A 1,084-nucleotide genomic window follows, 5' to 3' on the forward strand; every position below is an offset into this window, starting at 1 on the left:
CAACATGAGGACCGGGCCTCCTTCCGTCACGCATTCCGGCTCTCACCGCAAGCGTGATCCGGGGGGAGGCCCCCGTCTTCATGGCATTCAGGGACACTTCGACCGAGGAGCGCGAAGCTCTCAGGGCCCCCAGCACTCCTTCGGAGTGAATCCGCCGGTGATGCGTCCTATCCGCCCGGTGTAGCCAGGTTGACTTCGGGACGACCTCCGCGGCCTGGCCGGTCACCTCCTCTGGCTGATCGGCGCGGTGTCCGACAGCGTGCCCCTGACCGGGGCCATCGGCCGAGGTGTCCTGGAAGAAGTGGACCGCCTGGCCTGGGAGGTCCGCGAGCAGGCTGGACCAGCCTCAGCGCCGTCAGGTCATCACGGAGGGCGGAAGGTCACTACTGATGTTGCCGTTGCTACGCCTTCCGCAGCGACGGCACACCTGGTTCTTGTCCGGCCCCTGTAGTCGCTCGTCGCGAGGATGTGCCTGCACGTACGAATGGAACCCGAGTCGGCATGCCACGGGCTTCCTGGCCATGCGGGGATGCTACGTCCGCGCCCTTCCGGCACCCAGAGTCGAAGGCCCCGCGCCCGCTGGTCAGCGGGACGGACTCCGCCCAGGCAAACCCCGATGCCACTGGGGCCGGACATCTGACCGAGCCCCTTCGTGCATGGAGCGCAGGTTCTCCTAGCCGGGATCCGCGGGGTGGGGCCATGCCGGCCCGAAGGTGACGAGCGACCACAGGAACGGTGAGAGGCCGTCAAACTGGTACACGTCGCTCATCGCCGGCCACGCCCATGGGAGTCCGAGCGGCAGGAGCGGCAGTGCAATAAGCCCCGCACCGATGTTGGCGCCATCCTCGGGCGGGGTCGCGAGCAACGCCACGAAGAAGAAGGTCGTCAGAGCCACGACCAGCACCGCATGCGCGATGAGCAACCGGCGCCAAACGCGGTTTACGCCCTATGCAGACACGGCATCACCATGGGCCTCGGCCCGGTCTCAGCCTCGATCCACCGTCGATCTTGGTCGTCCCTGTCGGCGGATGACTCGATCTTGATGGCCGCGACTGGGCGTGGGTGGGCCGCCGGTCTGTCCGGG

At 67.6% G+C, this 1,084-nt stretch carries 1 protein-coding gene; it reads right to left on the reverse strand.

Annotation, left to right across the window (positions count from 1 at the left end; translation table 11 throughout):
- Positions 1-673 precede the first annotated feature (673 nt).
- Positions 674-895, reverse strand: a complete 222-nt coding sequence (locus BUB17_RS25235) for a hypothetical protein (protein ID WP_072921608.1) — start codon at positions 893-895, stop codon at positions 674-676.
- Positions 896-1,084 lie beyond the last annotated feature (189 nt).

This window comes from Geodermatophilus obscurus (genome assembly GCF_900143215.1).
GTDB lineage: Bacteria > Actinomycetota > Actinomycetes > Mycobacteriales > Geodermatophilaceae > Geodermatophilus > Geodermatophilus obscurus_A.